Here is a 22,206-nt window from a genome sequence, read left to right as displayed (position 1 = left end):
GGGCGATCAACTAACACGCCATGCGGGCGGCCTCAACCACCCCGGAACCCGCAGGGAAACCGCCGGGAAACCGCCAAACGACGCCCGGCCGCCCGGCAAACTGGCCCGGTTCCGGCCAAAATCCGTGCCGGTCCGCCCCTTAACAGCGACAGATTCGCTGCCTATACTCTTATTTCCACAAACAACGAAAGGAGGTGATCCAGTGTCTCTTACCAAGCGCTGTCACCTCGCTGGGATCGCCCGCTAGGCTCTCGCACTTAGAGGCCTGGCAACGGGGCGCTCTCAGCCCTGGACCAGCGAGTTCAAGAGTTGGGGCGCGGCGGGAGGAATCCCGCCGCGCCTTTTTGGTTGTGGGCGCAGAATTGTGGCAACTCGCGACCAGAGCAATTCATCTGCACACAAGGAATTTTCGAAACACCCAACCGATCGGCCGGGAAGCGGCATTCGAAATATAGGCCCACTGCTTTCCGTTTTCGGTTGTCTGGTCCGAAATCCGAATGCGCTCGCCGTTGGCGATCTTGCCGACGATTTTTCCGTTCGGTGATGTCCGGATGTTGAGCGGCGTTCCGGTCGGATCGGCGACGACGCACGTATTGCTGTCTCGGTCCGGTCCGCTCGACTGCAATTCCTGCCTGGTGCCCGAGAGCGCCTTTTCATCATTGCCGATGGTGCCGCCGGCATTGCCGGATTGTGCAAAGGCCGCCACAACACAGCCGGCGCTCACGAACGTGCCAAGCAAGACGATCTTCAGCACGGCACGTTAAGCGCTACGGCGAACGCTGCCCCCATCTCTTCCTCCATCGCTGGCGGCATTGTTCCGCAAGCCCGGGACGAGAGCAATAGGGCCGGGCTGTTCGATTCAGAGGTTCAGAAGCTTTTGAGCCGACGGCTCACGCCATCCGGCGCTGCCGGATTCTTTCCCATACCGAGGCCAATGCGATCGCCATGCCGGTGATCCAGGGAAGTACGGCGCCGTATTCCTTGACGCTGAGCAGCAGCGCCAGAATGCTCGTCACCAGCGTGAGCATCTTCGCCATTCCGCCCTGCCCGAACAGCGACACCAGAAACGGCAGGAACAGGATGAAGAGCGCGCCCAGGGTGACGTCGGCCATTGGGGGATGGTCTCGCTAACGCGAAGGCCGGTCAGAAGCCGCAGAGATTGACCGATCGCGGACGCGCGCCGCGGCGGCTTTCGACAATGTTCTCGCCGCCATTGGTGGCCGAGCTGCCGTAATAGCGGTGATGGCCGGAGACATCGTGCCAATCGCCGGGCTGCGTCGATGCGGGCGACGCCGAATGGGACCGGGTGGCGTCACTGATGATCGAGGCTGGCTTGCGTTGCATGACCGTCTCCGTGGATGATGCGCAGTTGCTGCGTTCTATTCATCAGTCGTTAACCTGCCACCGCGCGTTCAAGCACCGCGCCCCTATATCGTGTTTCCGGAATGTTTCGTGACCTGCCTCACCCGGCGATCGTCCGACACTTTGCTGAAACGGAATTGTCGAGACAGGCTTTTGCCAAACGTCCGCGCAGGTTCACGCACTTCGCTCGAAAACGCTTTAGCCAAGGAGATATCGATGCTTTACGCCATTCTGGCCTACCACGTGGAAGCCGAGGTGATGTCCTGGACGCCGGCGGAGGACGCCGCCCTGATGACCGAGTTGCTTGGGGTTCATGACCGGCTCAACGAACAGAAATTGTTGGGGCCGTCGGCGCGGCTGGGGGCGACGGGCAAGGCCCGCACCTTGCGAGGACCGGGCGCCGGGGTCGTGATCGACGGGCCGTTTGCCGAAACCAAGGAGCAGTTGCTGGGACTTTATGTCGTGGACTGCGCCGATGACGACGCCGCGATCGCGGTGGCCCGCGACCTGCGCAAGGTCAATCCGACCGCGGTCTACGAGATCCGCCCGATCGCCCTCTATATTCCCGGCAAGCCGTTCCCGACCACGGAGGCGCCTGATGGTACCACCACCTAGGGCTACGACGCCCAGGGCTGGAGTTTTGGCGGTCCGGTCAACCGGCGAATCACATCGCTGGCAAGCTTTACAACGCCGGAAATCACTGCCCCGATCAGCTCCAGAACGGCGCTCACGAACTCAAGCAGGCCGAGGAAATCAAACGACGGCACCGGATATCGGGTTCTCGTGATTTGCAACGATGGCGCCTACTTCCTTAGGCATCGTCTCTCCGTCGTCACCCATCTGACGTCCATCGGTGTTGACGTGACGGTTATTGCCGGCGGCAATCAAATTGCCGAAAACCGCATTCAGGGCTGGAAATACATTCACGTACCCATCGAGCGCTTCAAATTCGATCCGCTCGGCGATGCGGCGCTGATGATCCGGACCGCGCGAACGATCCGCTCGTTCAAGCCGCACGCCGTGCATCTTGTCACGCTCAAGCCCGCCATTTTTCCGGATTTGTGTCGATCGCCTCGCGTTTCCTCCACGCTTTTCCGAAACGAATTCTGATTACCATTCCCGGTTTGGGCCGGATGATGTCCTTGCCGAAAGCGCCCGGCCAACGGCGCTACCCGGTCGCAAGCGCGCTGACGCTCTTTGCGTTTCGCATGTTGGCACGACCGGATTGCGTGCATTTCACTTTCGAAACCAAGCACGATTGCGATTTTTGGGCAGAGCGTGGCATCGCCAACGACAAGAATTCTTCGCTCATCGACGGCGCCGGTGTGGAGCCCGATCTGCTTTATCCGCTGGAGACGCCGCGAACCGGTCCCCCGACAAAAATTCTGTTCGCTTCCCGGCTTTTGAAGTCGAAAGGCCTGAGTGCGTTTCTGATGGCGGCGCGCGACCTGGCTCATCGTCCCGACGTGGAGTTCATCGTTGCCGGGCTCCCGGACGATCATGATCCCGACGCGATTCCGCACAGCGATCTCGAACAGATGAAGGAGATCCGCTTTCTCGGTCACGTCAGGGACATGCCTGACCTGCTGCGGCAATGCGACGTCGTCTGCTTGCCAACAAGGTATGGCGAGGGCATTCCCCGCATCCTGATCGAGGCCGCCGCAACCGGTCTGGCATCGATCGTATCCAGCCATCCCGGTTGCCGGGAGGCGGTTGAAGATGGCGTTACGGGACAGATCCTGTCGGCGACAACGGACGCCGAGACGAGACGAGACCTATCTGGTGCAATCGTCAGGTACCTCGAAAGCCCCAGCCTTCTGGCCGCGCACAAACAGGCCGCCTCCCGGCATTTCCAATCACGGGAGTTCAATCAGGCGGCGATTGCCGATCGATTCACCAAACTGCTGGGCGTGCCTCCGGCGCCATCCGCGAAATGATCGAGTGCGTCCCGTTCTGCAATTCCCGGCGGTACGCGGGCCGTGGACAACTACCGTAAGCGTGGGGTGACCACCCGGCATCCCAACGGGATCGCCCACCACGGAGGCTGACAGGCGGTCTCGCACCGTGGTTTTGAGCAGGGAGAAAGGCGCCCACCAGCGAGGAGCTTGTTCGAACTGGCCTCAAGCGGGCCTAATCGTGCCATCGGCGATTTACACCGAGGAGTTTATTCATTTGATTCAATGGCTTGAGTAGAGGATGAAGCCCGTGGCCCGCCTACGCCCTCCGGGCTTCGGCGAGGCAGCCTTCGCCAAGGGCGGCCAGAGTCCGTCTTCGCTTTCGCTGCGCTCAAGCTACGCCGGACACGCGTCGACCAGACGGTCTAGCGCGGCTGCGCCACGCGTAGCCCGTCAGGGCGAAGCGTGGTGGGGGAAGAAGGACTCGAACCTTCGAAGTCATAAGACGGCTGATTTACAGTCAGCTCCCTTTGCCACTCGGGACACTCCCCCGTTTAACTGCATCGCAAACCCAACCGCTTGATTGGCGGCGGACAGGCCATGGATGACGTTAATACCAGGAGCCGATGGCGCGCTCCCGGTCGGGCGCGTTTATGGGCGAAGGGCCATGGCAAAGTCAACCAAGGGAAGCCTCGAAAAACGCGCCTCGAGGGGCCAAATTGCCATAATCCGGAACCCGTGACACAAGCTGGCCCATGAGCGATCGCGACCGAAAACCGCCGTTCCGCCGTGGCGGCGGCAAACCCTTCGAAAAAGGCCGGAAACCGGGCGGTCGCCCGGCCTGGCGCGACCGGGACACCAGTCCGGACGGCCCGGTGATTCTTTATGGGTGGCATACGGTTGCGGCGGCTTTGGCCAATCCGGAACGCCAGATCCGCAAACTGTTTCTGACCGAGAACGCCGCCCGGCGTCTCGCCGACGAGAATATCGACACCCGCGTGCCCCCGGAACTCGTCCGGCCGAGCGCGATCGACCAGCGGCTGGGCCCCGATGCCGTGCATCAGGGCCTGCTCGCGGAGGCCGATCCCCTGCCCTCGCCGGATATCGATACGCTTGATCAGGAGGGCATCGTGCTGGTGCTCGACCAGATCACCGACCCGCACAATGTCGGCGCGATCATGCGTTCGGCCGCGGCGTTTGCGGTCAAGGCGATCGTGACGACTGCGCGTCACAGCCCCGAAGCGACGGGCGTGCTGGCGAAGTCGGCGTCCGGCGCGCTGGAAATGGTGCCATTGGTGACCGTGCAGAATCTCGCCCGCGCACTGAACGAGTTGAACGACCGTGGCTTCATGACCGTTGGCCTCGACAGCGAAGGCAGCGAAGACCTCGGCGCTGTCGCACTACAGCAACCGCTTGCGCTGGTGCTGGGGGCCGAAGGCAAGGGCTTGCGGCAATTGACGCGCGAGACCTGCAGCGTTGTGGCGCGCCTCGACATGCCCGGCGAGATCAAGAGCCTGAACGTCTCGAACGCCGCGGTGCTGGCGCTCTATATCGGCGCCTCCAGGCTGGGATTGATGAAATAAAAACAACGCCCGCTCGCAGGGATGCGAACGGGCGCCGACGTCTTGATTCGAACGTTCGGATCAATAACGGCCGAAGCGCGCGCCGCGATAGCCGTAACGGACGCCATAGCCATAGCGAGCGCCATAACCGTAACGGATGCCCGGACGAACGCCGTAGCGGTAGCCGTAGGCCCGCGGGGCTACGACGCCGCTGCCGTAGCCGTAGCCGTAATACGGACGATAGCCGACGACGGTGTCTTCCTGATAGACGCGGGCCGGAGCCCAGGCGCCGGGACCGGAATAGGTCGGGCCCTGGTTGACGTAGTAATATTGCTGCACGGGATCGGCGAGCCGGGCATAACCCCAACCCACGCCGCCACAGGGATTGCAGCCCGCCGAGGTATAGGTCGCAACAACCGGCGCCGCGTAGACGACGGGCGCAGCGTAACCGCAGCTCGTGTAACCGCAGGCCATCGCGGGCGCAGTGGCCATCACGGCGACGGCCGCGACCAGTCCTGAAATCAGATGACGCATTACTCTCTCCTGTAAGTGTTTGCCTGTTGGTGTTCTTGTTGGCGTGGTTTTATGGGCGTGGAAGCAGTCCCGTGGGATGCCGACGACGCCGGTCTTCCTGCGGTGCGTAGATGATCTCGGGCGGATTGACCGGCACGTTGGATTGCGCCGGCAGCGGCGCCGACTGTGCAGACCAGGATTGGTGATAGCTTTCGGCCGGCTGCGGCAACCTTCGGTTCGCCGGCGGCTCGATTTCCAGGCGGCCGTAACCTGGCAGATGACCCGCGCTCGGATAATAATGGCCGACACGCGGCACCGGATCGACATAGCGGCCACCATAGACGGTCGGCTGCACATGCGTGCCCCTGAGGAGGCCCCAGTCGCCCTCGACCACCGAATAGGATGCATCGACGCCGTTGATGATGACGGGAACACCGGGGCGACCCGGAATCACGATTTCAAAGCCGCCGCCGGCCAAGGCCGTCGACGTTGTCGCCATCAGAATGGCCAGTGTCACGCCAATGCGCATGCCCGGGACCCCGTTTTGCTCTGACCGCAATTTAGTCGAACGGGCACCCCCAAGGGTTAAGGGGCCGGACCAAACTGCCGGTAAGGCTAACGCGTCAGCATCCCCCGCCGCTCAATTGCGAGCGAACCCGCTCAGCAATTGTTAACGGGGCGAGCGGATCCAGCGGACTGAGGCAAACAGATTTTGCTCACGCAAACAGGTTTTCAACGAGGGTCGTTGCGCCAATGGCGATCGTGACGATACCGACAGCGCCCTGCAGGCCGCGATTGGCCCAGGTGAGCCAGCGCGCGGACACCGCGAGCGGCACGGCGATGACGGTGGACAGTGCGCCCATGCCGATCATCGAGCCGATCCCGAACAGCGCGACGTAACCGAGTCCGGCCGCCGGGCTAGACGCCTGCGACACCGTCAGCACCAGCAGTGCAGCCGAGCCCGCCATGCCGTGCATCAACCCGACCAGCAGCGTGCGCCAGCGAAAACCATGCTCATGGGCGTGCGCGGTGCGCAGATGCGGCGTGGTTTCTCCGGCATGGCTGTGGGCGTGAAGATGCACGGTGCCGTCGCCATGGCCGTGCTTGTGGAAATGCACGCGGTCGCGCCACAGCCGCCACAGCACATGCGCACCTAAGCCGACCAGCATGATGCCGACGGCGGCCTCGAGTGGACGCGCCACACTCTCCGGGATCGCACTGCCAAGCAAGATGGCGCAGCCGGCGAAGACGAACAGCGTCAGCGTATGACCGAGTCCCCAGGTCAGCCCGTGCTTGACGATGTCACCGACACGGCTGCGGCGCGCGGCGATGCTGGAGACGGCGGCGATATGATCGGCTTCGAGCGCATGTTGCATGCCCAGCAAAAACCCAAGCCCCAGAATTCCGAACATATGCCCCCTGCGCGCTACAAGCGCTTATCAAACACCAATCAACTGCTCTTGTCAGGTCAACACTTCATCAAACAGACCTTGCATCGCTGCCCACGAGCGGCGATCGGCCTGCTCATTGTAGAGCGCGGTGCGCATCATCGAACCGTCGGCGGCGGAATTGGTGAATCCATGCAGCGTGTTGCCATAGAGGATGACCTGCCAGTCGCGGACGTGGCCTTCGCGCATCTCGTTCTCGAACGCGGCGACCTGATCGGGCGGCGCCAGCGGATCCTCCGCGCCGGTCAAGACAAGCACACTGGCCTTCACGCGGCCGGGTTGCGCGGGCATTTTCGTCGCCAGTACGCCGTGGAAACTGACCACAGCCTTGAGATCGGCGCCCTCGCGCGCGAGCTCCAGCACCACCGAGCCGCCGAAGCAGAACCCGATTCCCGCGAGCCGGCTGGTATCGACCTCAGGCAAATCCGCCAGCGCCGCGAGCGCGGCGCGGCCGCGGGCGCGGAGTTTTTCCGGCTCGGCACGCAGGCCGCCGACCACGGTCGCGACTTGCTGCAGATTGATCGCCTGCCGTCGGTCACCGAACATGTCGGCGGCGAGTGCGATATAGCCGAGGTCCGCAAGCCGCCGCGCGCGTTCCATCGCAAACTCGCCGAGCCCCAGTCCCTCGTGAAACACCAGCACGCCCGGCCGCGGACCTGCGGCATTGTCGTTCCAGGCGAGATAGCCCCGCAAATTGACGTCGTCGCAGCGGTAATCGAGGTCACGCGTCGGCATAAAATTCTCTGAGCGACTCTTTTAAGGTGTTGGGTGGGCGTCAAAAATGCGGGAACAGGAACATCACACCGGTTTGAACGCCGCACAACCCAAAATCGGAACATCCAGCCCTGCGATCGGTTGGCCCCGCACAACATTCGCGGAGAGCAACCAATGACAAAGCTGAAACTTCTGGGCGCAACGGCATTGCTGGCGGCGACGATTGCGACGCCTGCGATGGCGCAGCAGTGGACGAATGATCACAACTATCGCCATCGATCATCCGGCTTCTGGCCCGGCGAAGTCGCAGCCGGTGTCGTCGGCGGTGCGGTTGGCGCAGCGGGCGCGATTGCGACCGCCCCGTTCCGCAACAGGGATTCCTACGCCTATTACGGCGGGCCGGCCTATGACGATTCCTATGCCTATCCCGTCCAACGCCCGCAGAGCCTGCGTCCCGCCTGCGGCATTCAACCCGACGCGACGTATATGGGCCCCGACGGACGCTGGCGCCCCTGCTGACGAGGCGTGAGCGGTAAGTCCGGGCCAATAACGCCGAATTGAATTGCGGCCAGGGAAAATACGGAACGACCTTGCACCCCGGACCTGGCTTGGCGTGACGAAAACTGGTGTCACGAGAAACCTCGCGTCACGAAAAGAAGGAGAACCGCATGACAACAATCAAGATCCTCGGCGCCGCTGCGATCATCGCATCCGCGTTGGCGGGCCCGGCCATGGCGCAGCAGGTCACGAACTCCGGCAGCTATCAGCGTCAGGCGAATACGGATCAGGCGTATCGCCAGAGTGGCAGCTGGCAGAACAGCTACAATCGCTGGAATGACCGCAGCGGCTTCGGACCGGGCAACACCGCCGCAGGCACCGCGTCCGCGATGGCAGTCGAACCGATCGGTGGCGAAGAATACGCCCGCCGCAACGGCTTCGTCTGCATCCCCGGCACCCTGTTCCGCGGCGAAGACGGCCGGCGGCATCTCTGCCAATAACGCTGGCGCATCGAGAAGCGAAAAAAGGCGGCCGGAAGGCCGCCTTTTTCATGTGCAGGGGTTATGGCAGCGGCTTTCGAGGTGCTGGCCCTTTCCGGGCAAGTCTGGTATTCGACCGCCGAAGATTGGTGGAACCCCGCGCGTTATCTGGTCTGGCCCGCCATCGCTTCATTCGCCGGTTTAGCTCAGCGGTAGAGCAGCGGTTTTGTAAACCGAAGGTCGGGAGTTCAATCCTCTCAACCGGCACCAGTGTCTCTTGAGTGGTGCGAGGAACTGTCACCGCCTAGCAACATCCAGGATGTTTCGCTTCTCGGAACACCAATTAAGACTCCCCTGCTCGAAAGTCTTGCGGCAGATTCGACGTTACCGGGGTTGGGAGTATTGTCATTGCACTGACAATCAATTTTCCCGGACGGGCCGCAGCGCGCAACGCCTGCGGCCTTTTTCATTGGCCGGCAAAAGCCGCCTCAAGAATACCCAATCGACCAATGGCTGCGCTGCGCGCTCCGCTGCAATTATGCAAACAACCAATCGTAGGTCTTCGCAAGGAGCCTGCTAAGCAGGTAGAACCAACCTGCCATTGCAAGGACAACAGGAACAAAGAAGGCCACCCCAACGATCACTTGCTCTCGCCTTTGGCCGCTGGGGGCCACTGACACTTTGACGGCCGCTTTTTCGCTGGAGCTCATACACTCACCGTGTGGGGAACGGGCGGCAACTCGCCCCGTTTCAAAAGTAGCAAAGCGCGCGGCCGTGGTGGCATCAGCATTCTATTGTTCGCCTTGTAGGCCGCCTCAGTTGGCGGCCTCTTCCATTCGCGATGCCGCTGAGAAGCGGCCCCAACCTTGGGGCTGGGGGTTAAGTTGGGGCCGCCATTCCAACCGTGGGCAACGCGGAAAAAGGCGGCCTACGGTTAGCCAAATTACCGCAACTCGGTTGATCGTTCCGAACTAGTTTGGAGTACCTCGGTTGGCGGCCTCTTTCGTTGTGCCGATCGCACCTGCGAACCGCAATCCGTAGCGGCTTCTCTCGACCAGGCGCGGGGCGGATTTGAAACGGCGTGGAAGACTATCTGCCACGATGTACGGAAGCCGACTTCGTCGAGTATCGGCGCCAGCGCGCCTGGACGGCTTGGAAATACGCAATGCATGCCGCTGGCCTTCCGCTGCCGACGCAATCAACCAGTGGACGGGCACGCTGTCTCGGGCGCCGCGATAGATTAGCGGTAACCGGCCGTCACGTTCAGGATGCACATATGGATTCGCAGCACGCATGAAGCCAAGCAGCGACCGCCCCTATTCCGCCGCTGAGAAGGCCGCGCGCAAGCTGCTGGAAATCGTCAACGCTACGGAAGCCATTCAAGACGGCCGGATCCACATTGAGAAGATCAACGGGCCAATGCTGTTCAAGGAAGGCGCCAGCCCGGCCGGGTACAAAGCTGGTCTCGATCTCGCGGTCGCGCGCGGCTGGCTGCTGCACGAGTCCAGGACGTTCGTGAAGTACACACCGGCCGGCGCGGATTTGTTTGCTTAACGGTTGCGGCCTCGCCGTTAGTGGTACTTGAATATAACCCATTTGGGTGATGAGCGCGTTTTCCGCGAGCGGGTGGGAACCAAAGTGCATTTTAGCACTTACTGACTCACCTTTGGCGGGGTGAGCAATGAACGACTTAAGCAGCGATAAACTCTCAGGACCGGAGAAGCCCGAGCATCGCAGGTGCAGGTGTGGCGCGCAGCCCAAAGTGGTTCACAAGATGATGGACCCAACTCGTGGCTTGACGGTACGAATGTTTGAATGTCAGTGCGGCGAACGCAGTTGGACCGAACATAAAGACTGAGCTCTTCCGATAAGCTCCTTACAACTGCCGCTGGACTGACCAAAAGCGATAGAGAAATGGGGCCGAAGAGGCGCGGCAATGATAAAGCAATCTGAAATCTACCGGCAGAACGCGGAGAACTGCCTGCGTCTGGCTGAGGCTGCAGAGAACGAGCCCGCTCACAAGCGTTTCAAGCGGATGGAAGCCGCTTGGCTCGCGTTGGCCGAGGAGCAAGATTGGCTCGACGGGGAGACATCCGCCAATACCCAAAAAACCAAATGATGCTGTACGGTCCAACTGTAGGCGAAGGGGAATAAATGGACCTGCTGTCGTCGATTGACTTGCCGCATTGGCTAATGATCGCTGGAGCTGTTTTAATCGCAATGGGCTGCCTTGGTCTTGTGATTAGCCGGAGCAGGCAAGCCGCTAGTAACCTTGATCTTGATCCTGATCCTGATCGTGATTCAGTACAAACCGCTTCGCGCCCCATGGCCAGCAAATGACCGTGCAAGATGTCTGATATCCTAGTTCGGACGCTCTTGGCGTCGTGGCACAAGGCCGAGAATTTCGCTCGGTAGCATCCCGTCACTATCGAAAGAAGCTGGTGTTGAGCTGGGATTGCTTTGAAAATGTCCAAAATTTGCCGGGCTTTGTACCGGGTAAACGACGGACCTTACCCTTTCCCTCATCCACTTAGGTGATTGGTCCCTTTCAATTTTTTGGGTGGCCCTTTTTGGTCCTCGCCAGCGCCGCGATCTTGCCGCTCTCTGTTCATCCTCCAGAGTGAGTAGTCCCGGAACAGAAAAAGGCAGTACTGGCCTATATTTCGCCCCCTAATCCCTAATCGGCTGTTTGAGCCAGCGGCCTGCTTTTTGAACCAAAGGTCCGCGCGGGAATCTCAGCGGGAACAGCTAACTCGCGCGAATGCGCCGCCCAACGCGCCGGTGGTCATGAGACCAGATCTCGATGGTCAAGATATTTGGCGCGCGCGCCGCTCCGCGGTTTGCGAATTGGTAGCGGCGATGTCATAGCGGGCCAGCGCCATCCCGCTAAGGTCGACCGCGTAGGACGACGCTGGGTGGCATATCATTGATTCCCGCCGAACCGTTTCTGGCTTCCCTCGAAATACCCATTGAATTTGACGCCGATCAACTTCTCGGTTCGCCATATCACCGTGCAGCTGATGCGCTCAGCGGCGATCAGAAGTGTAAATTGCGCCGGGATGCCCACCGGGCTGACTACCTCAAGCCCCGCTCCAGTCTCGGACTGGTTGCGAATGAGACAGGCGATTGTGCGTCCGCTGAACTCGATGATACCGGTCTTCATGAAGCGACCCCTGGTCCGCGCAGTACGCAAGCCAAACTGGGGGACGACCAATTTGCGCGACTTGCAGCCACGCTAACCCTGTTTAGAACGGTCGCAACGAAACTCGCGTGTTAAGCTTGATGTCCGCGTTGCGGGTTAATTCTGGAACAGCAATCGCTGCAGGCGAACAGACTGCCGCGCGCCGATCTCAAGCGGGCTCGTCCGGCATCACGCCGGCCTCGATGGCATCAGAATCCACGGATGGTCTACATAGCGGGCAGTCGTTTGGGAGTTCTTATTCCCGAGCAAAGAGCGGCTGAAGTCGAACAGCCCGCTCAGCGAAGCCGTAAGGCGAGAGACCGAGGAGGGAGCCAGATCATGGAGTATCGGGCATTGCTCAGAGTGGTCCAGGGCATCGATCGAAAATGGAAATGGTTTGTCGCTCTAGCGTCAGGTCGACGGCAAGGCAAAGCGCGGGTGACACCGGCGACGCAACGAGGCTAATCCTTCTCGTCGAGGTCGGGAACTTCCCACAACAAGAACGCCATAATGATAAGCGCTGGGGTCCAAGCTAGCATGGCCCCAAATGCAATGGCCTGCACCGTTGTCATGATCACTCCGCGGTTGTCCCAACCTTGGGTCACTTAACCTAACGCGCGGGCTCTGGATAGCGGCCTTGTAAAACTGTTCACAAAAAATGACATTTTCCGACAATAGGTCACGATCGCCGTAAGGTATTGATATAATTGAATGCGGGACGGTTTTGTAAACCGAAGGTCGGGAGTTTTAATCCTCTCAACCGGCACCAGTCCGCGTTCAAAGTCACATATACGACAACAACGCCTGCACCGTTTACATCAGCATCCAGCGCCGTATCAGCCACGCGAGCCCGAGCGCAGCTGTGATGACGCCGACGCCGAGCACATCCACCGCGTATTCGGACATCGCAGGCGAGCCGTCTGGCAATCTTGAAAATGGATTCCAGCTCGGCCCTTCGGAGTGATCGACTTTCACCCGATTGAGGGTGAAAAGCGCGAGCGCGGCCCAACCGATAAAGAAGCAGACCACGTGGCAGACATAAGCCGCCGGCGAGCTGACACCATTATACTTCAACATGGCACCTCCCGAACAATGGCTTGATGAATACGGTTCTGAAGTGCGCGCTTCGAATTGTCCGGCACCTAAAGCAGCTTTCTGCCCTCAATCCTCGATATTCACAGCCACGGCGAGTTTCCCGTTATCCTCGCTATTCACAGTGAACACTTTTGGCGCCGTTCTCTGTGAGCCGCTTTATGCAGACCGCAAGATCAAAAAATCTCAAGCGACTCTTGACCGGGAATCGCAAATCAGAACCTGTACGGCCTTGCTTCAGAGGGCCACCGTGCAAGATCCATTTACTGATTTCATGACTGGCAAGATTTCCGAACGGCACGCCAAACAGGACCGGCGCCTATTCGGCCTGATGTATCTCTGTATCGCAGCTTTGATCGTGCTGGCCGTCGCGAAGCTGTTCGTCTGAACAGCGCATAAGAAAAAGCCCGGATTGCTCCGGGCCTCTTCGTTACCAATGATGGTAGTGTCGATGATAGTGGCGGCGATAGTATCGCGGGCCATCGTCGTAATAGCCGTACGGCCCACCGCCGTAATAGCCGTACCTCGGTCCATAATGGTAGCCACTGTTGTAGGCGTTGGCTGCCGCGGCGGCGCCCAGCACGCCTGCGGCCACACCGAAGCCGATCGCCGCGTTACGCCCGCCGCGGGCCTCGGCCGGCGAGTTGACGACAGCGGTTGTCGCAAGCGCGGCAACGGCCGCGAGAGTGAGTGCTATCTTTCGCATGTGCGCTCCTTTCCGTTGCCGGGTTAACGCGTGCCGAGCGAGCCTGTTGCAGGAACTTGCCCAGGTTAGTTTTTGCATTTTTGGGAAACGGAGTTCTGTTCCGGTGATTCAGCAGAGTTCCGGAATGCGGTTCGTCGATCGCGCGTCTGCTTGGGAACGCAGATTCTGCGGCCTTCCAGCATGGCGGCGTAGCCGAGCTATCGACTGCTGATCCGCTCGACATCCGGCGCTCTCGGACTCTTGTCCGACCGATTCGGATCATCGACCCGGGATTTGAGATCAGCGGCCTTCTCGACCAGACCCGCTGCCACATTCGGGTCCGTGACTGTCCGTGCGAATTTGAGAAGCGTAGTTGCCTGACGCGTCAGATACTGCCTGCCCACCACCGCTGTTATCTCCCGCTTGCCTGTCCGCAGACCTTACGTTGCAACGCGGGAATCGTTCCGCGCCCTGTGTTACGAAGTGCACATTTAATCTTTGTTCCATCCGATACCTGCGGCATTTTGGGTTCCCGTGGCCTCCCGGAACCAACCCCGGCCGGTCACGTTTTTGCTGCATGAGAATTCGGGAAGAAAACTGCAATCTGGTGTTGCTCACCGGCGTGACGCTGGTGAGCGCTGTGATCGCAGGCACCGCTGGCTTTTGGGAACCCGCCTCCGCCGTGAGCAAAACCAGGCCGGTCTATGCCGCCGCGACATCGTCGTCGTCGGCCGCCGCGACGTCTTCGTCGTCGTCCAACGCCGCCGCGGCTTCGCCCGCGGCTCGGCAACCGGCCCGTCTTGTCGACCAAACGCCGGTCCGGGTGATCGGCGCGCCGTTCGTGCCCAACACCAATCCACGCGAGCGCTGAGGGTCGGGCTGTGACGGCCGACCCTGTTTCCTCATGCCTTACGCAAGGCACACCCGGGCTGCGAGTTGCCTATTCTGCTTTGCATGGGGTTGTTTCGCCATTTTGTGTCTGGGCCCAGCGGCGCCCCGATACCCGCTGGCGGAGGCGCTACGCAGCGTATCCCCACTGTTGTGTCGCCCTTTTGTCACCTCGCCGGCAAATCGAATGCCTTCATTAGCCAAGTTCAACACTTGCACTTGATTCCACAAAGGCCTTTTGCTGGAATGATTTAGGCTGAGGTGTGCGATGAAATGGATGAAAGAACGCGACCTCCTGATCGCGCAGACGATGGCATTCGTGCAATCGGTGACCGGAAAGAAGCCGGACGCCGCGCAATTCCTCGCGAATCCGGCCTCTTTCGTAAGCCCGGAAGCGCCCGCTAGCTTTGACGTGCCCAAAGCCACGCCCGCGGTGTCGATGCCTGACATCGAGGCGATGCTGGCTGAAACCATCTCCGTCGCGCCGCCGAAGCCGGTCCAGAGCGCACGTCCCGAGCCCAAGGTCGACTTCCAGTCCGAGATCCGCGCCCGTGTCGCCAATTTCCGCGCGCATCAGGAGCGCTTCAACCGCGAGCGCGAGGCCTATTGCAGCGCCACCATGGCCAAGGTCCACGCCGCGCTGCACGAAGACACCGGACCGCCGCCGCGGGGCAAATAGCCGTTCGCCCAGGTCCTCTGGTTTCAGGTCCTTTTGTTTGACGGGTTTTCTTAACGCGAACCGGAATCCACTTCGCTTGAAAACCCTTTAGGCCCTGCCGATCTTCTCCAGCACCGGCAGCAGGTGCGTCAGAAACAGCTCCGGATTTTCGCTCATCGGGAAGTGGCCGAGCCCCTTCATGATGGTGACTTCACAACCCCTGATGCTGTTCGCCACATCAAGCGTCTCCTCCGGGGTGCAGGAGTAATCATACTCGCCGGACAGCAGAAACAGCGGACAACGCCCGGTGTCGATCTCTGCGACGCGGCCGCGGATGTCGCCGTCAAGCTTGTAGAAATAGAGATCGCCTTTGAAGACGCCGGGCCCGCCCTGCATATAGTGCCAGATCGTTTCCCAGCGCTCGCTGTCCGGCGCATCGGGGCCCACCAGTCCGGAGACGATGGCGCCGCAGACCTCGCCGCCATGCACATCCGGCCGGTGCAGGAAATTCAAATCGTAATAGGGATCGACATGCGCGCCGGCCTGCAGGCCGATGATGGCGCGAAAGCGCTCGGGGTGTTCGAGCGCCAGATGCAGCGCGATGCGGCCGCCGATCGAGCAGCCGATCAGGATCGGCTTGTCGAGCTCGAGTGCCGCCGAAATTTCCAGGACCATGGTCGTGTATTGCGCCGAGGTCAGCTGGTATTCCTCCTCGTGCCAGCCAGCCGGCGGCGAGGATTTGCCGTGCCAGGGCATGTCGAAGGCGATCACGCGATGTTTTGAGGTGACGCGCGCGTCGTTCATCAGCGCGCGGTATTGCCGGCCATCGCTGCCCGCGGTGTGCAGGCACAGTAACGGCGTGCCCTCGCCCGCTTGCTCGACATAGATGCGGTGCGGCCGGCCGAACAATTCCAGATGCATGTAGCGGCCGACGATAGGCTCGAACCTCGCGCTCATGCGGCGGCTCCCGTAGCGCGGAGCTTGGCCAGCGCTTCCTTGAAGTAACGCAGATGGGCCATGAAGATCTGAAGATCGCCTTCAGCCCTCAGCACGCGCCGCTTGATCAGCGCCAGCAAATCGTTGGAGCCCGGCGGCGGGCGCTCGCTCCAGAATTTCTTCCATTCCTCCTCGGAGGCGCGAAGCGCGAAGGCCGAAGACGGCATCACCAGCGGCCCTGGCGTCACCGACACGATTCGGCCCTCATGGATCGAAATCAGAAAGGCTGACTGGCCGACCTCAAGTAGGAAGCTGGTCGTGAGATAGCGGCCGCGCCGGACCAGTCCCGCATCGCCATTGACCCGCGCTTGCAGCGTCTCGATCATTCCCACCCCGTCCCTGCAATGTCGTCGTCGGGCCGCTCGCCGCGGCCCGCTTTATTGTCTGCATGATGGGTGGATTGGACGCGAGGTCAATCGACATAGCGTTTTCAAGCGAAGTGGACCCCGGTTCACGTGAAGAAAACGCGTCAAAAAAGAAGCCTGTTCGGCTCAAGCCGAACTAGGCCGTTACAGCCAGGCGTAGACCAGCGCGATGTTGGCCGCGCAAGCCACCAGCAGCGCGACCGTGAGCGTGAGTTGGACACGCTCGCAGGAGTGGGTCTGGAGGATCGTTCTCATGGCCGAAACATCCAGCGATTCTAGCCGAGGAGTCTCGGGGATTCTTTTTTCCGGGATTCATGACTCGTTTACGACTCAGGGACTCCGCCAAAATACCGCCGAAACGGACCATTTTTGCCTTCCCGAGCTCTGAAGGAATGGCATAGCAGCCAAGCCTGAAACCCAAATGGGGCTGCAACGTTGACCGTTTTTCTTGGAGCCCCCCTGCATGCCCTACGCGCTGTTCTGCCAAGAGGCCAAGCTGAGCAAGGCCTATCCGACCGAGGCCGATGTCTGGAGGCTGGCCCGACAGTCGGGGCTCGTGGTCGATGCGGTTTCCGATGAGGAAAGATCCGAACCGCGACCGGTGCTGGACAATGACTACGAAATCAGGCCCTGCCAGCCGGACCCGGACGAAGATCCGGCGCGCAACAAGGCCGAGGCCGAGCGCGACGCCCGATCGGTGCTGCAGTTGGGTTCGAAAGCGGCCTGACGCAGCCGCTTCGCGGGTATTGCTGGCGGAGATAGAGGCGCAGGCGACCGGCCCCGCCTTACGGCCGGAGGAAAAAATCGAACGATCGCCTTCTTAAGGCGTCGCGGCTGCCAGTGAAGCCTGTTCCGAGGCGAGCACGACGCAAGCCTTGCGACGGTTCAGTCCCCTGATCGCGCCGGTCACCTTGAGCACCTTCCCGACCGGACAGTTGGCGTCCTGCACGAAGGCGATTTCATAGGGAGCAAGGATGAGCGGTTCTGATTTCAGGACAGTCTGAGCAAGGCATGGCAGCGACGCTGCGGAAAATATCAGCCCTAACGCAAAAGCACGCATGTTTGATTGTCCAACCAGCCGACTGGACCATAATAGCCGAAGATGACAAAAAGTTGCGTGCACCGCGAAAATTATTTTTGCGGGGTGCCAACAGCTGCGGATAGCCGTTCGTGCCCTCCTGCAGCGCCTCCTGAAAAAAAAAGGCCGGCTTCCCGCCGGCCTTTTCTCGTCTGGTTACGTAGCAAGCCCGTCAGTATTTGGAGGCCGCGGGGCCACCCCAGCCAAACCGGTAGTTCACGCCGACCTTGACGGTGTGTTCGTCGTTCCGGAAGCTCTGGCCGGTGATGTCGGCGGGGCCAGCCGTGAAGGTGGTCTTGCCGAAATCATAATACTGGTACTCGGCCTTGGCCGACCAGTTGGGCGCGAACATGTATTCGAGACCGCCGCCGACCGTGTAGCCGTCCTTGCGGTTGCCGTTGGTGGTAAAGCCCGCCGGCAGGCCGCCCACGGTGACACCGAGATTGTTGCCGTCCCGCCAGGCATAACCGCCCTTGGCGTAGAGCAGCGCCGGACCCCAGGTGTAGCCGACCCGGCCGGTCACCGAACCGAGCTGGTCGGTATTGCTGGTCACCAGCGTACCGCCCGGGAACAGCACGCCATTATTGCTGCCGCCGTTCAGCCAGCTGTACTGGGCTTCGGCACCCACCACCCAGTTGGGCGCGAACTGGTAGTCGAAGCCGCCCTGCACACCGCCGAGGAAGCGCGCGTCGCTGCTTTGCAGGGAGTCGGTGCCCGCAAAGGCCCCGCCGACGTGGCCGCCGATGTAGAAACCGGTCCAGTTATAGACGAGCGCCGGCGCGGTGTAGGCCGGCGCCTTGGTATAAGGGCGAGGCTGGATGTCCGCCGCGAAAGCAGGAGCCGCCATTGCGGCCAGCGCGGCAGCGCCGAGCAAAATCTTTTTCATCTTCATTCCCCGTGACTAACGTTCCGTCATCAAGCCAAACAACGTGACCTCAATTAGGTTGCTTTGCGGCAATGCCGGAGCACCTGACGGTGCTCAACTGTGACGGCGCGGCAACAAAGCGCTTTAGTTCCCTCGCATATAAGGTTTTTTCCTGCGTTAACTGACGGGTATCCCGCTTTGTTGATGTCGGAGATAACTAAGGCAAGGTTCAAGGGTCGCCAAAAAGTGATTGAATTCCGTTCATCTTTTCGAGCCGGAGGACCCACCGCTAAGCCGGAGGACCCGCCGCTAGAGTGCGCCATTCGGGGTTTCCGGGATGCCCGATTTCAGGCTCCCGGAAGCCCGTCCCGGCTCAATAGCCGGCGACCTCGATCACCGCCTCGGCAAACGCCTGCGGAGCCTCCTGGGGCAGATTGTGCCCGATGCCCCCGGTGATCAGGCGGTGTGCATATCTGCCTGAGAACTTCTTGGCATAGGCGGCAGGATCGGGGTGCGGGGCGCCATTGGCATCGCCTTCGAGGGTGATTGACGGCACCGAGATCACCGGGAATGCGGCGAGGCGCTTCTCCAGATCGTCGTATTTCGCCTCGCCCTCGGCCAAGCCGAGCCGCCAGCGATAATTGTGGATCGTAATGGCGACCTGATCCGGGTTGTCGAGGGAGGCCGCGCTGCGCTCGAAGGTCGCGTCGTCGAAATTCCACTTCGGCGAAGCCGTTTGCCAGATCAGCCGGGCAAAATCGCGGGTATATCTTTCGTAGCCGGCCCGGCCGCGCTCGGTGGTGAAATAATACTGGTACCACCAGGAAAGCTCTGCCTTCGGCGGCAGCGGCGCCTTGTTGGCCTGCTGGCTGCCGATCAGATAGCCGCTCACCGCGACCAGCGCCTTGACCCGCTGCGGCCAGATCGCCGCGACGATGTCGGCGGTCCGCGCGCCCCAGTCGAAGCCGGCGATGACCGCCTTCTCGATCCTGAGCGCATCCATCAGATCAATGACGTCGACGGCGAGCGCGCCCTGCTGGCCGTTGCGGAGCGTGTCGCTGGAGAGAAACCGCGTGCTGCCGTAGCCGCGCAGATGCGGGACGATCACCCGGAAGCCGGCCGAGGCCAGGATCGGCGCGACGTCGACGAAGGCGTGAATGTCGTAAGGCCAGCCGTGCAGGAGGATGACCGGGGGACCATCGGCGGGTCCTGCTTCGGCGTATCCGACATTGAGGAGGCCGGCATTGACCTGCTTGATGGCAGGAAACGACGTGTGCGTCCCAGGCTTGATCGCCGTCACCGGTTTGGCGTTACCGGACTGGGCGCCGACCGGGCCAGCCAGGGCGAACTGGGCGGCTGCCAGCGTCGTGGCCGCGGCGCCAAGAAAACGGCGGCGACCAAGGTTGATGGTGTCGGACATTTGGGTCTCCTTCGAGATGCATCGAATACGATTTATTCGAACACGATCTAATTAGCGTCATAAATCCTGATGTCAACCCTTCCGATTTAATCGTATCCGATATATATGCTCACCGGACGTCACGATTCAGGTGTGTCCGGGAGCATCAGGATGAAACCGACCAAGTCTTCGAACCCAACATCGTCGAGCCCAACGTCTGCGGATCCCCGGCCATCGGATCCCAAGCTCGCCGACTTCCTGTGCTTTGCGGTCTATTCGGCCAACCTCGCCTTTGGCCGGGCCTACAAACCGCTTCTCGATGAACTCGGCCTCACCTACACGCAATACATTGCGATCGTGGCGTTGTGGGAAAACGACAATCAGACGGTTTCAAGTCTCGGCGAAAAGCTGTTTCTCGAATCCAACACGCTGACCCCGATCCTGAAGAAGCTCGAGACGATGGGTTATCTGCGCCGGCAGCGCGATGCCGCCGACGAACGCCAGGTGCTGGTCAGCCTGACCGAGGCCGGGCGCGGCCTCCGCGAAAAACTCGGAGGAAGGAATCTGGTGAAGGCTTCCGGGCTTTCACCGGAGGAATTCCCCAAGCTGCAGAAGGCGGTGGTCACGGTGCGCAACAACCTGATCAAATCAATGCAGGATAGGCCGACCGGCGCGTCGGCAAGCCCCTCTCCCGCGGTGGCAAAGCAACGCGCGTAACCTGAGCGCTGATCGCTACCGCGCCATCTTTTCCAGGTCGGGGAATGGCGCATAGACCGCACCGGCGCAGGGCTCACTGGCGTTTTCAATAATGCGGTCGAGCCGGCCATCGACGTAAAGTATCGCGCGTTCGCGCGGTTCGGCGTAATTGCCGTCGGAATCGCGCGGGCTGAAGCGCAGGCAACTGACGTAACGCAGCCGTCCCCCGACGACGCGTTGTATCGGCTCCGCCATCACGGCGTTACGCACGCCGACCGGATTGTTGAGATAGGTCTTCATGAACGAGACTATCTCGCCCTTGTAATTGTTGGGAAACGGCTGATTGGAGACGCCGCGGTCGTCGGTATAGGTGATGCTCCTGCCCTCGTCGCTGCCCGCACAGGCCGCGAGCACGATCGGCAGCAACACGGTCGCCGCAAATTTTGCTGATGTCCCCAAGCGTAAGTCTTCCACCTGCCCCCGAGGCTATCTCTTAGACCGGGCGGCGCCGAAATGGAATTCGCAACTCGGTTATCGCGCCCGGATTGGACCGCTGAAAACGGCGCCAACCCACGGCCATTGGGGAAGCAATGGCGCGTGGGTTGGCCTGATACCCACCGGCGCGTCGGGGGCAATGGGATCGAACCGCGCCCGCGGATCAGTTATCAGCCGCGCTTGCCGTGCGGAACGTGCTTGATCACGACTTTCGGGGTGGTGTGCGTCTTCAGCAAGCCGATGTGCTTGTGGTGGCGATGATGGTGGCGATAATGCTTGTGGTGATGGCGGCCCATCCGCGCATTGGCATTGAAGAACTTCGCGTTCGCCTGCTCCGCCCTGATCGGCGCGTGCATGGTCTTGCCGGGCGAACCGGCCAGCGCGGGTGCGGCGAGAACCGATACGGCAAGCAGCGCTGCGGAAATGGTCTTGAACATGGTTGTCTCCTCTTCCATGGATCGCAGGACTCTCCGGCCACGTGACCGACCCCTCGCTGATCATGCAGACGACGCTAGCGACCACGCGCTGAACCCGTCGTGAAGCGCGACGCCGGACTTCATTCATCTGCATGACATCTTCGTCATGTTCCCAGCGCAATACGGCCGCAGCGCAAAAATCACGGGAATGGCATTAAGCGTTTGGGAATGTTCCCAACCGCCAGGTGTTCAAATCAACGAGCTTCGGTATAGGATGGATGGCACCATCCTTTTCTACTGATTTTCTCGAAGTCGGGTTTCTTGATCTGTTCAACTGGAGAGACGCATGACCAAACTTGCTATTAGGCTTCTGACGCTGGCGATGTTGACGCTGGCGCTAACGGCGGCTCCCGTCGTCAGCGTGGTCTACGCCGCACCCGACAACGATCCGCCGCCGCCGGCGCAAAAGGCCAAGAAGAAGAAATCCAGCGAAGTGCGCCCGAGCACGCAGGAAACCGCATTTGCAACCGGTTATCGCGCCGCCTATGCGGCGATCTACGATCGCAACGACTACGCCTCGGCGATCGAACAGTTGAAGGCGCTCGGCCGCGACGACAGCGCCGCGGTCGCCAATCTGATCGGCTACTCCTATCGCCAGCTCGGCGACTACAAGGTGTCGCAGATCTGGTACGAGCGCGCGCTCAAGGCCGATCCGACCCACGTCAAGACCTGGCAATATTACGGCCTGTGGCAGGTCGAACAGGGCAACCGCGAATCCGCGCAATACCATTTGAACAAGATCGCGGCGCTTGCCGGCACCTCGAGCGAGGAATACCGCTCGCTCGCCGCAGCGCTCGAAAAGCCGCCGGGAACCGGTCTGGTTTACTGAGCCGTCAACGGCCCTCGCTTCGTGGCGGGGGG

At 61.0% G+C, this 22,206-nt stretch carries 33 protein-coding genes and 2 tRNA genes; 16 read left to right on the top strand and 19 right to left on the bottom strand.

Annotated features, from left to right (window positions below; all coding sequences use genetic code 11):
- Positions 1 to 388: 388 nt before the first annotated feature.
- The 3 genes from JQ600_RS15725 to JQ600_RS15715 form a co-directional block, all read right to left on the bottom strand.
- Positions 389 to 739, bottom strand: a complete 351-nt coding sequence (locus JQ600_RS15725) for an SH3 domain-containing protein (RefSeq protein WP_212385449.1) — start codon at positions 737 to 739, stop codon at positions 389 to 391.
- 151 nt (positions 740 to 890) lie between these two features.
- Positions 891 to 1,112, bottom strand: coding sequence for a hypothetical protein (locus JQ600_RS15720; protein ID WP_212264419.1), 222 nt, complete (start codon positions 1,110 to 1,112; stop codon positions 891 to 893).
- A gap of 31 nt (positions 1,113 to 1,143) precedes the next feature.
- Positions 1,144 to 1,344, bottom strand: a complete 201-nt coding sequence (locus tag JQ600_RS15715) for a hypothetical protein (RefSeq protein WP_249119398.1) — start codon at positions 1,342 to 1,344, stop codon at positions 1,144 to 1,146.
- A 234-nt stretch (positions 1,345 to 1,578) separates the two neighbouring features.
- Here JQ600_RS15715 and JQ600_RS15710 point away from each other — a divergent pair, with 234 nt between their 5' ends.
- The 3 genes from JQ600_RS15710 (at position 1,579) to JQ600_RS15700 (ending at position 3,299) form a co-directional block, all read left to right on the top strand.
- Entirely contained in the window at positions 1,579 to 1,977 is a 399-nt protein-coding gene (locus tag JQ600_RS15710; protein WP_212385451.1) for a YciI family protein, read from the top strand.
- 168 nt (positions 1,978 to 2,145) lie between these two features.
- Positions 2,146 to 2,472 carry a glycosyltransferase gene (locus JQ600_RS37580; RefSeq protein WP_212385455.1) on the top strand — a complete coding sequence of 109 codons (327 nt, stop codon included), beginning with the start codon at positions 2,146 to 2,148 and terminating at the stop codon, positions 2,470 to 2,472.
- 23 nt (positions 2,473 to 2,495) lie between these two features.
- Entirely contained in the window at positions 2,496 to 3,299 is an 804-nt protein-coding gene (locus JQ600_RS15700) for a glycosyltransferase (RefSeq protein WP_312017256.1), read from the top strand.
- A 424-nt stretch (positions 3,300 to 3,723) separates the two neighbouring features.
- On the opposite strand, the gene JQ600_RS15695 is transcribed toward JQ600_RS15700, so the two are convergent.
- Positions 3,724 to 3,809: transfer RNA gene (locus tag JQ600_RS15695), tRNA-Tyr, on the bottom strand.
- A gap of 203 nt (positions 3,810 to 4,012) precedes the next feature.
- Here JQ600_RS15695 and rlmB point away from each other — a divergent pair.
- Entirely contained in the window at positions 4,013 to 4,840 is an 828-nt protein-coding gene (gene rlmB / locus JQ600_RS15690; RefSeq protein ID WP_212385459.1) for a 23S rRNA (guanosine(2251)-2'-O)-methyltransferase RlmB, read from the top strand.
- A gap of 60 nt (positions 4,841 to 4,900) precedes the next feature.
- On the opposite strand, the gene JQ600_RS15685 is transcribed toward rlmB, so the two are convergent.
- The 4 genes from JQ600_RS15685 to JQ600_RS15670 all read right to left on the bottom strand — a co-directional run bounded on the left by JQ600_RS15685 (position 4,901) and on the right by JQ600_RS15670 (position 7,515).
- Positions 4,901 to 5,353 carry a hypothetical protein gene (locus JQ600_RS15685; protein ID WP_212385461.1) on the bottom strand — a complete coding sequence of 151 codons (453 nt, stop codon included), beginning with the start codon at positions 5,351 to 5,353 and terminating at the stop codon, positions 4,901 to 4,903.
- Positions 5,354 to 5,402: 49 nt separating this feature from the next.
- Positions 5,403 to 5,861: a hypothetical protein gene (locus JQ600_RS15680; RefSeq protein ID WP_192733963.1), complete on the bottom strand. Its 459-nt coding sequence runs from the start codon at positions 5,859 to 5,861 to the stop codon at positions 5,403 to 5,405.
- Positions 5,862 to 6,048: 187 nt separating this feature from the next.
- Complete coding sequence (locus JQ600_RS15675) at positions 6,049 to 6,744, bottom strand: urease accessory protein (RefSeq protein WP_192733964.1); 696 nt, start codon at positions 6,742 to 6,744, stop codon at positions 6,049 to 6,051.
- 51 nt (positions 6,745 to 6,795) lie between these two features.
- On the bottom strand, positions 6,796 to 7,515 hold the full coding sequence (locus tag JQ600_RS15670; protein WP_212489975.1) for a dienelactone hydrolase family protein: 720 nt from the start codon (positions 7,513 to 7,515) through the stop codon (positions 6,796 to 6,798).
- A gap of 153 nt (positions 7,516 to 7,668) precedes the next feature.
- On the opposite strand from JQ600_RS15670, the gene JQ600_RS15665 reads away from it, so the two are divergent.
- The 6 genes from JQ600_RS15665 to JQ600_RS15640 all read left to right on the top strand — a co-directional run bounded on the left by JQ600_RS15665 (position 7,669) and on the right by JQ600_RS15640 (position 10,811).
- A complete protein-coding gene (locus JQ600_RS15665; protein WP_212270230.1) occupies positions 7,669 to 8,013 on the top strand; it encodes a hypothetical protein in 345 nt (114 codons plus the stop codon).
- Between the two features lie 149 nt (positions 8,014 to 8,162).
- Entirely contained in the window at positions 8,163 to 8,492 is a 330-nt protein-coding gene (locus JQ600_RS15660) for a hypothetical protein (protein WP_212270231.1), read from the top strand.
- 174 nt (positions 8,493 to 8,666) lie between these two features.
- Positions 8,667 to 8,741 (top strand) — tRNA-Thr (locus tag JQ600_RS15655).
- A 1,023-nt stretch (positions 8,742 to 9,764) separates the two neighbouring features.
- The gene (locus tag JQ600_RS15650; protein WP_212385465.1) at positions 9,765 to 10,025 is read left to right on the top strand and encodes a hypothetical protein; all 261 of its coding nucleotides are present in this window, start codon (positions 9,765 to 9,767) and stop codon (positions 10,023 to 10,025) included.
- A 382-nt stretch (positions 10,026 to 10,407) separates the two neighbouring features.
- On the top strand, positions 10,408 to 10,590 hold the full coding sequence (locus JQ600_RS15645; protein WP_249133646.1) for a hypothetical protein: 183 nt from the start codon (positions 10,408 to 10,410) through the stop codon (positions 10,588 to 10,590).
- A 35-nt stretch (positions 10,591 to 10,625) separates the two neighbouring features.
- Positions 10,626 to 10,811 (top strand): hypothetical protein, encoded by a 186-nt coding sequence (locus JQ600_RS15640; protein WP_212385467.1) that lies wholly within the window; start codon positions 10,626 to 10,628, stop codon positions 10,809 to 10,811.
- 583 nt (positions 10,812 to 11,394) lie between these two features.
- Here the strand turns inward: JQ600_RS15640 and JQ600_RS15635 are convergent.
- Together JQ600_RS15635 and JQ600_RS15630 are read right to left on the bottom strand one after the other, a co-directional pair.
- Positions 11,395 to 11,634: a PilZ domain-containing protein gene (locus tag JQ600_RS15635; protein ID WP_212270234.1), complete on the bottom strand. Its 240-nt coding sequence runs from the start codon at positions 11,632 to 11,634 to the stop codon at positions 11,395 to 11,397.
- Positions 11,635 to 12,465: 831 nt separating this feature from the next.
- Positions 12,466 to 12,729, bottom strand: coding sequence for a hypothetical protein (locus tag JQ600_RS15630; protein WP_212385469.1), 264 nt, complete (start codon positions 12,727 to 12,729; stop codon positions 12,466 to 12,468).
- Here JQ600_RS15630 and JQ600_RS15625 point away from each other — a divergent pair.
- A complete protein-coding gene (locus tag JQ600_RS15625; protein WP_212385471.1) occupies positions 12,728 to 13,132 on the top strand; it encodes a hypothetical protein in 405 nt (134 codons plus the stop codon). The genes JQ600_RS15630 and JQ600_RS15625 overlap by 2 nt on opposite strands.
- Positions 13,133 to 13,174: 42 nt before the next feature.
- Here the strand turns inward: JQ600_RS15625 and JQ600_RS15620 are convergent, their stop codons facing one another.
- On the bottom strand, positions 13,175 to 13,450 hold the full coding sequence (locus tag JQ600_RS15620; RefSeq protein WP_212270237.1) for a hypothetical protein: 276 nt from the start codon (positions 13,448 to 13,450) through the stop codon (positions 13,175 to 13,177).
- A 556-nt stretch (positions 13,451 to 14,006) separates the two neighbouring features.
- Between JQ600_RS15620 and JQ600_RS15615 the strand changes: the two genes are divergently transcribed.
- Together JQ600_RS15615 and JQ600_RS15610 are read left to right on the top strand one after the other, a co-directional pair.
- On the top strand, positions 14,007 to 14,300 hold the full coding sequence (locus tag JQ600_RS15615; protein ID WP_212385473.1) for a hypothetical protein: 294 nt from the start codon (positions 14,007 to 14,009) through the stop codon (positions 14,298 to 14,300).
- Positions 14,301 to 14,585: 285 nt separating this feature from the next.
- Positions 14,586 to 14,996, top strand: coding sequence for a hypothetical protein (locus JQ600_RS15610; protein ID WP_212270239.1), 411 nt, complete (start codon positions 14,586 to 14,588; stop codon positions 14,994 to 14,996).
- 87 nt (positions 14,997 to 15,083) lie between these two features.
- Here the strand turns inward: JQ600_RS15610 and JQ600_RS15605 are convergent, their stop codons facing one another.
- The 3 genes from JQ600_RS15605 to JQ600_RS15595 all read right to left on the bottom strand — a co-directional run bounded on the left by JQ600_RS15605 (position 15,084) and on the right by JQ600_RS15595 (position 16,591).
- Positions 15,084 to 15,932: an alpha/beta fold hydrolase gene (locus JQ600_RS15605; RefSeq protein ID WP_212270240.1), complete on the bottom strand. Its 849-nt coding sequence runs from the start codon at positions 15,930 to 15,932 to the stop codon at positions 15,084 to 15,086.
- Positions 15,929 to 16,297 (bottom strand): hypothetical protein, encoded by a 369-nt coding sequence (locus JQ600_RS15600; RefSeq protein WP_212385475.1) that lies wholly within the window; start codon positions 16,295 to 16,297, stop codon positions 15,929 to 15,931. The genes JQ600_RS15605 and JQ600_RS15600 overlap by 4 nt, the downstream gene beginning before the upstream one ends.
- Before the next feature lie 183 nt (positions 16,298 to 16,480).
- Positions 16,481 to 16,591 carry a glucose transporter gene (locus JQ600_RS15595; protein WP_212385477.1) on the bottom strand — a complete coding sequence of 37 codons (111 nt, stop codon included), beginning with the start codon at positions 16,589 to 16,591 and terminating at the stop codon, positions 16,481 to 16,483.
- A 208-nt stretch (positions 16,592 to 16,799) separates the two neighbouring features.
- Between JQ600_RS15595 and JQ600_RS15590 the strand changes: the two genes are divergently transcribed.
- Positions 16,800 to 17,063, top strand: coding sequence for a hypothetical protein (locus JQ600_RS15590; protein ID WP_212270243.1), 264 nt, complete (start codon positions 16,800 to 16,802; stop codon positions 17,061 to 17,063).
- A 93-nt stretch (positions 17,064 to 17,156) separates the two neighbouring features.
- On the opposite strand, the gene JQ600_RS15585 is transcribed toward JQ600_RS15590, so the two are convergent.
- The 3 genes from JQ600_RS15585 to JQ600_RS15575 form a co-directional block, all read right to left on the bottom strand.
- Positions 17,157 to 17,396 (bottom strand): hypothetical protein, encoded by a 240-nt coding sequence (locus JQ600_RS15585; RefSeq protein ID WP_212036121.1) that lies wholly within the window; start codon positions 17,394 to 17,396, stop codon positions 17,157 to 17,159.
- Between the two features lie 190 nt (positions 17,397 to 17,586).
- Entirely contained in the window at positions 17,587 to 18,300 is a 714-nt protein-coding gene (locus JQ600_RS15580; protein ID WP_212270245.1) for an outer membrane protein, read from the bottom strand.
- Positions 18,301 to 18,652: 352 nt separating this feature from the next.
- Positions 18,653 to 19,699, bottom strand: a complete 1,047-nt coding sequence (locus JQ600_RS15575) for an alpha/beta fold hydrolase (protein ID WP_212385479.1) — start codon at positions 19,697 to 19,699, stop codon at positions 18,653 to 18,655.
- A gap of 150 nt (positions 19,700 to 19,849) precedes the next feature.
- Here JQ600_RS15575 and JQ600_RS15570 point away from each other — a divergent pair, with 150 nt between their 5' ends.
- Complete coding sequence (locus JQ600_RS15570; protein ID WP_212385481.1) at positions 19,850 to 20,395, top strand: MarR family winged helix-turn-helix transcriptional regulator; 546 nt, start codon at positions 19,850 to 19,852, stop codon at positions 20,393 to 20,395.
- Between the two features lie 15 nt (positions 20,396 to 20,410).
- Here the strand turns inward: JQ600_RS15570 and JQ600_RS15565 are convergent, their stop codons facing one another.
- Both JQ600_RS15565 and JQ600_RS15560 read right to left on the bottom strand, forming a co-directional pair.
- On the bottom strand, positions 20,411 to 20,833 hold the full coding sequence (locus JQ600_RS15565) for a hypothetical protein (protein WP_212385483.1): 423 nt from the start codon (positions 20,831 to 20,833) through the stop codon (positions 20,411 to 20,413).
- A gap of 206 nt (positions 20,834 to 21,039) precedes the next feature.
- Entirely contained in the window at positions 21,040 to 21,306 is a 267-nt protein-coding gene (locus JQ600_RS15560) for a His-rich protein BRANT (protein ID WP_211998036.1), read from the bottom strand.
- Between the two features lie 325 nt (positions 21,307 to 21,631).
- Here JQ600_RS15560 and JQ600_RS15555 point away from each other — a divergent pair, with 325 nt between their 5' ends.
- Positions 21,632 to 22,174, top strand: coding sequence for a lipopolysaccharide assembly protein LapB (locus JQ600_RS15555; protein WP_212385484.1), 543 nt, complete (start codon positions 21,632 to 21,634; stop codon positions 22,172 to 22,174).
- Positions 22,175 to 22,206: the final 32 nt, after the last annotated feature.

The organism is Bradyrhizobium sp. AUGA SZCCT0176, from assembly GCF_018130145.1.
Taxonomy (GTDB): Bacteria; Pseudomonadota; Alphaproteobacteria; order Rhizobiales; family Xanthobacteraceae; genus Bradyrhizobium.
Note: the sequence above shows the minus strand (reverse complement) of the source record. Positions and strands in the feature narration are given on the sequence as shown.

Bases quoted from the DNA above. Each gene is read 5' to 3' on its own strand.
- JQ600_RS15715 (WP_249119398.1), bottom strand. From the start codon at position 1,344: ATGCAACGCAAGCCAGCCTCGATCATCAGTGACGCCACCCGGTCCCAT.
- JQ600_RS15685 (WP_212385461.1), bottom strand. From the start codon at position 5,353: ATGCGTCATCTGATTTCAGGACTGGTCGCGGCCGTCGCCGTGATGGCC.
- JQ600_RS15570 (WP_212385481.1), top strand. From the start codon at position 19,850: ATGAAACCGACCAAGTCTTCGAACCCAACATCGTCGAGCCCAACGTCT.
- JQ600_RS15710 (WP_212385451.1), top strand. From the start codon at position 1,579: ATGCTTTACGCCATTCTGGCCTACCACGTGGAAGCCGAGGTGATGTCC.
- JQ600_RS15555 (WP_212385484.1), top strand. From the start codon at position 21,632: ATGACCAAACTTGCTATTAGGCTTCTGACGCTGGCGATGTTGACGCTG.
- JQ600_RS15640 (WP_212385467.1), top strand. From the start codon at position 10,626: ATGGACCTGCTGTCGTCGATTGACTTGCCGCATTGGCTAATGATCGCT.
- JQ600_RS15595 (WP_212385477.1), bottom strand. From the start codon at position 16,591: ATGAGAACGATCCTCCAGACCCACTCCTGCGAGCGTGTCCAACTCACG.
- JQ600_RS15615 (WP_212385473.1), top strand. From the start codon at position 14,007: ATGAGAATTCGGGAAGAAAACTGCAATCTGGTGTTGCTCACCGGCGTG.
- JQ600_RS15660 (WP_212270231.1), top strand. From the start codon at position 8,163: ATGACAACAATCAAGATCCTCGGCGCCGCTGCGATCATCGCATCCGCG.
- JQ600_RS15625 (WP_212385471.1), top strand. From the start codon at position 12,728: ATGGCACCTCCCGAACAATGGCTTGATGAATACGGTTCTGAAGTGCGC.
- JQ600_RS15650 (WP_212385465.1), top strand. From the start codon at position 9,765: ATGAAGCCAAGCAGCGACCGCCCCTATTCCGCCGCTGAGAAGGCCGCG.
- JQ600_RS15700 (WP_312017256.1), top strand. From the start codon at position 2,496: ATGATGTCCTTGCCGAAAGCGCCCGGCCAACGGCGCTACCCGGTCGCA.
- JQ600_RS15675 (WP_192733964.1), bottom strand. From the start codon at position 6,744: ATGTTCGGAATTCTGGGGCTTGGGTTTTTGCTGGGCATGCAACATGCG.
- JQ600_RS15610 (WP_212270239.1), top strand. From the start codon at position 14,586: ATGAAATGGATGAAAGAACGCGACCTCCTGATCGCGCAGACGATGGCA.
- JQ600_RS15580 (WP_212270245.1), bottom strand. From the start codon at position 18,300: ATGAAAAAGATTTTGCTCGGCGCTGCCGCGCTGGCCGCAATGGCGGCT.
- JQ600_RS15670 (WP_212489975.1), bottom strand. From the start codon at position 7,515: ATGCCGACGCGTGACCTCGATTACCGCTGCGACGACGTCAATTTGCGG.
- JQ600_RS15600 (WP_212385475.1), bottom strand. From the start codon at position 16,297: ATGATCGAGACGCTGCAAGCGCGGGTCAATGGCGATGCGGGACTGGTC.
- JQ600_RS15720 (WP_212264419.1), bottom strand. From the start codon at position 1,112: ATGGCCGACGTCACCCTGGGCGCGCTCTTCATCCTGTTCCTGCCGTTT.
- JQ600_RS15585 (WP_212036121.1), bottom strand. From the start codon at position 17,396: ATGCGTGCTTTTGCGTTAGGGCTGATATTTTCCGCAGCGTCGCTGCCA.
- JQ600_RS15605 (WP_212270240.1), bottom strand. From the start codon at position 15,932: ATGAGCGCGAGGTTCGAGCCTATCGTCGGCCGCTACATGCATCTGGAA.
- JQ600_RS15630 (WP_212385469.1), bottom strand. From the start codon at position 12,729: ATGTTGAAGTATAATGGTGTCAGCTCGCCGGCGGCTTATGTCTGCCAC.
- JQ600_RS15645 (WP_249133646.1), top strand. From the start codon at position 10,408: ATGATAAAGCAATCTGAAATCTACCGGCAGAACGCGGAGAACTGCCTG.
- JQ600_RS15560 (WP_211998036.1), bottom strand. From the start codon at position 21,306: ATGTTCAAGACCATTTCCGCAGCGCTGCTTGCCGTATCGGTTCTCGCC.
- JQ600_RS15620 (WP_212270237.1), bottom strand. From the start codon at position 13,450: ATGCGAAAGATAGCACTCACTCTCGCGGCCGTTGCCGCGCTTGCGACA.
- JQ600_RS15680 (WP_192733963.1), bottom strand. From the start codon at position 5,861: ATGCGCATTGGCGTGACACTGGCCATTCTGATGGCGACAACGTCGACG.
- JQ600_RS15575 (WP_212385479.1), bottom strand. From the start codon at position 19,699: ATGTCCGACACCATCAACCTTGGTCGCCGCCGTTTTCTTGGCGCCGCG.
- rlmB (WP_212385459.1), top strand. From the start codon at position 4,013: ATGAGCGATCGCGACCGAAAACCGCCGTTCCGCCGTGGCGGCGGCAAA.
- JQ600_RS15665 (WP_212270230.1), top strand. From the start codon at position 7,669: ATGACAAAGCTGAAACTTCTGGGCGCAACGGCATTGCTGGCGGCGACG.
- JQ600_RS15590 (WP_212270243.1), top strand. From the start codon at position 16,800: ATGCCCTACGCGCTGTTCTGCCAAGAGGCCAAGCTGAGCAAGGCCTAT.
- JQ600_RS15635 (WP_212270234.1), bottom strand. From the start codon at position 11,634: ATGAAGACCGGTATCATCGAGTTCAGCGGACGCACAATCGCCTGTCTC.